The following is a 3,608-nucleotide window of genomic DNA, read 5'->3' as shown; positions in this document are numbered from 1 at the left end:
GTCCCGGCCCGCCGACGGCGCGGGGAACGGCGCCCGCGTGCGCTCGTCCTGGTCGGCCGGGGCCGCTACGAGGACCCGTGGCACGACGGCGCCGCCACCGCCGGCGTCCTGCACCCGCTGCTCGCCGCCGACGGCTGGGACGTCCACGTGCACGGCACGTCGCCCGCCCTGCTGGCCGAGGACGGGCTCGTCGCAGCGACGCTCGGCCGGCCCGACCTCGTCGTCGTGACCGCCGGCTCCGGCCGGGTGGACCCCGACTTCGACGGCGACGACGCCGCCTGGGCGCCCTTCCACGCGGCCCTCGCGGCGCTGCTCGCGGACGGCGTCCCGCTGCTGGCGCTGCACGCGGCCGCCAACACGTTCGCGGACGCGCCCGGCTGGGCGGCGGCCGTGGGCGGCCGGTGGGTCGACGGCGCGTCCTGGCACCCGCCGATCGGGCCGGCGACGTTCGACGTCGCCGACCCGGGGCACCCGGTCACCGCCGGGCTCGGCGCGGTCGAGGCGTTCGACGAGCGGTACTGCGACCTCGTCGTCGACGACGGCAGCCACGTGCTGCTGACGACCCGCCACGAGGGGCGCGACCACCCGGTCGTGTGGGTCGCGCCGGGTGGCCGGGCGGTCTACGACGCGCTGGGGCACGACGTGCGGTCGTGGGCAAGCGCGTCGCGGCGGGATCTCGTGCGCCGGTCGGTGGCCTGGCTCGCCGGTCGTTGACCGGGCGCCGGAGAGGTCCGCGCCGCTGCGGCGCTGATACGTGTCGGCACCGAATGTGGTCGTGCGACCAGGAACTCGCGCGGAAATCGGCACAGAAGCGCGCACACGGGTGCAGACTGGCCGCATCCCCGCGCGGGGTGCGGACCAGGGGAGAGGGATGCCGGGACGACGTGTGACCTCGAAGGACGTGGCGCGCCACGCCGGGGTGTCGCAGAGCACCGTGAGCTACGTGCTGAACGACTCGCCGAACCAGTCGATCAGCAAGGCGACCCGGGACCGTGTGCGCGAGGCGGCGGCGGCGCTCGGGTACACGCCGTCCGCGGCCGCGCGGGCGCTGCGGCGCGGGGCGAGCGACACCGTGCTCATGGTGCTGCCCGACGCGCCGATCGGGTCTGCCATCGCCGCCATCGTGGAGGGCGTGACCGCGGTCCTCGAGCCGCACGGGCACCCGGTCGTGTACCGCAAGCAGCGCGACGTCGGGGGCCTGCGGGCGCTATGGCACGAGCTCATGCCCGCCGCGATCGCGAACCTCGCGGCCTTCCCGGCGGCGGAGGAGGCCGCGATGGAGGCGGGCGGCATCCCCGTGGTGAGCGTCTCCCTCGACGGCGAGCCGGGCCGCGCGATGCGCGTGCCGCAGACCGCCATCGGCCGCCTCCAGGTGGAGCACCTCGTGCAGCGCGGCCACACCCGGCTCGCGTTCGCGGCGTCGACGGACCCGACCGTGGCGGAGATCGCCCGGGGGCGCCTCACGGGTGTCGAGCAGGCGTGCGCGGACCACGGGCTGCCGGCGCCGGTGGTCATGGACGTCCCGCTGTTCGCGGACGCCGCGCAGCGTGCGGTGCAGCGCATGCGCGAGCGCGAGGACCCCGTCACCGCGGTGTGCGCCTACAACGACGAGGTGGCGCTCGCGGTGCTGGCGGGGCTGCGCGCCGCGGGCCTCGCGGCGCCCGACGACCTCGCCGTCGTCGGCGTCGACAACATCACCGCCGGCCGTCTCGCCGCGCCGCCGCTGACGACCGTCGACATCGGGCCGGACCACATCGGCACGACCCTCGGCAAGCACGTGCTGCGGCGGCTCAAGCCCGAGCTCGACCTGCCGGAGCCGGACGACGAGCCGGCGATGGACCTGGTGGTGCGCGCGACGACCTGATCGCGCGGCCACCGACGGGACCCGACCGGTGCCGCGACCCGGCGACCGGCACGAGAGCGAGGAGGACGGCCATGGCGGAACGGCGAGTCACGTCCCGCGACGTCGCGCAGAAGGCGGGCGTCTCGCAGAGCACCGTCAGCTACGTCATGAACGACGCCCCGGGGCAGACGATCAGCGCGGCGACGCGCGAGCGGGTGCTGCAGGCCGCCGCCGAGCTCGGGTACACGCCGTCCGCGACCGCGCGGGCCCTGCGGCGCGGTACGAGCGAGGTCGTGCTCGTCGTCATCCCCGACGGGCAGATCGGTCAGGTGGCGCTCGAGGTGCTGGGCGCCTTCGGCGAGACCGTCGAGGACCAGGGGTACACCGTGGTCTACCAGCGACGTCGCGGCCGGGCGCTCGACGCGATCCTGCGCGAGCTGCGCCCGGTGGGGGTCGCCGACGTCGCCGCGTTCACGACGGAGGACGAAGCCGCGACCGCGCACCTGGGCATCCCCGTGGTGGGGCTGGCCGTCGACGGCGGCGACGGTCAGGCGATGCGGATCCCGCAGCGCAAGGTCGGGGCGCTCCAGGTGCAGCACCTCGTCGCACGCGGGCACACGCACCTCGCGTACGCGGCGTCGGCGGACCCGCTCACGACGATCCTCATGCGTCCGCGTCTCGCCGGCGTGCAGGAGGCCTGCGCCGCGCACGGCCTGTCCGCGCCCGTCGTCGTCGACGTGCCGCTGTTCCCCGACGCCGCGGCACGGGCCGTCCGGCGCCTGCGTGACCGCGACGACCCGGTGACGGCCGTCTGCGCCTACGACGACGAGGTCGCGCTCGCCGTCGTCGCCGGCGCGCACGCCACCGGCGTCCGCGTGCCCGAGGACCTCGCGGTCGTGGGCGTCGACGACGTGCCGCTCGCCCGCCTCGCCCTGCCGCCCATCACGAGCGTGGGCATCCGCACCGCGGAGGTCGGGTCGGGGCTCGCCCGCCACCTGCTGCGCCGGCTGCGGCCCGACCTGGGGCTGCCGGAGCCGGACGACGAACCGCCGATCGACATGGTCGTGCGCGCGAGCACCTGACGCGCGGGCGTACGCGACGAGCGAGCGGACCTCGCGACGCGGGCACGAGGGCGCCGCTGCGCCGGTGCCCGCCGGTGCCTGCCGGTGCGCCGGCGCCTGGCGGTGCCTGCCCGCGCGCCGGTGCCCGGCGGTGCGCCGGCGCGTCAGCGCGGGAAGCGGAGCCCGCTCGCGCGCCGCACCGGCCGCTCGACGGCGGCGCGCACGGCGTCGGCCGCGCCCACCACGCGCACCGCGTCGCGGGCACGGGTCACCGCCGTGTAGAGCAGCTCGCGCGTGAGCAGCGGTGACGCGGCGGGCGGCAGCAGCACGGACACGCGCGTGAACTGGCTGCCCTGCGCGCGGTGCACGGTCATCGCGTGCACCGGCTCGACGGCGGGCAGCCGGTGCGGCCGGACCAGGCGCGGTGCGCCCGGCGTGCCGAACGCGACGACGACCCCACCGGCCCCGTCGTCCACGACCACGCCGGTGTCGCCGTTCGCGAGGCCCGTCGACCGGTCGTTGCTCGTGACGAGCAGGGGGACGCCCACCGGCCAGGGCCCGGCCGGGACGCCGCCGTCCCCGGCGACGGCGGCCACCCACTGCTGCGCCACGGCCCCCCACAGGGCGACGCCCGCCGGCCCGCGCCGGTGCGCGAGCAGCAGCCGGTGCCGGCCCAGCGCCTCGAGCGCGCCGGCCGCGTCGCC

At 77.5% G+C, this 3,608-nt stretch carries 4 protein-coding genes; 3 read left to right on the top strand and 1 reads right to left on the bottom strand.

Going from position 1 to position 3,608, the window contains the following annotated elements; all coding sequences use genetic code 11:
* The 3 genes from AB6N23_RS17710 to AB6N23_RS17700 form a co-directional block, all read left to right on the top strand.
* Positions 1–714 (top strand): ThuA domain-containing protein (locus tag AB6N23_RS17710; protein ID WP_412867284.1); only part of this gene is annotated, 714 nt, incomplete at its 5' end.
* 172 nt (positions 715–886) lie between these two features.
* A complete protein-coding gene (locus tag AB6N23_RS17705) occupies positions 887–1,864 on the top strand; it encodes a LacI family DNA-binding transcriptional regulator (protein ID WP_412867283.1) in 978 nt (325 codons plus the stop codon).
* A 71-nt stretch (positions 1,865–1,935) separates the two neighbouring features.
* Positions 1,936–2,925 carry a LacI family DNA-binding transcriptional regulator gene (locus tag AB6N23_RS17700; RefSeq protein ID WP_412867282.1) on the top strand — a complete coding sequence of 330 codons (990 nt, stop codon included), beginning with the start codon at positions 1,936–1,938 and terminating at the stop codon, positions 2,923–2,925.
* A 143-nt stretch (positions 2,926–3,068) separates the two neighbouring features.
* Here AB6N23_RS17700 and AB6N23_RS17695 read toward each other — a convergent pair.
* The coding region (locus tag AB6N23_RS17695; protein WP_412867281.1) for an ATP-binding domain-containing protein at positions 3,069–3,608 on the bottom strand (540 nt) is incomplete at its 5' end.

The sequence above is a fragment of the Cellulomonas pasadenensis genome (assembly GCF_047229365.1).
GTDB lineage: Bacteria > Actinomycetota > Actinomycetes > Actinomycetales > Cellulomonadaceae > Cellulomonas.
The sequence above is the reverse complement of the archived record's forward strand: the minus strand, read 5'-3'. Positions and strand labels throughout refer to the sequence as shown.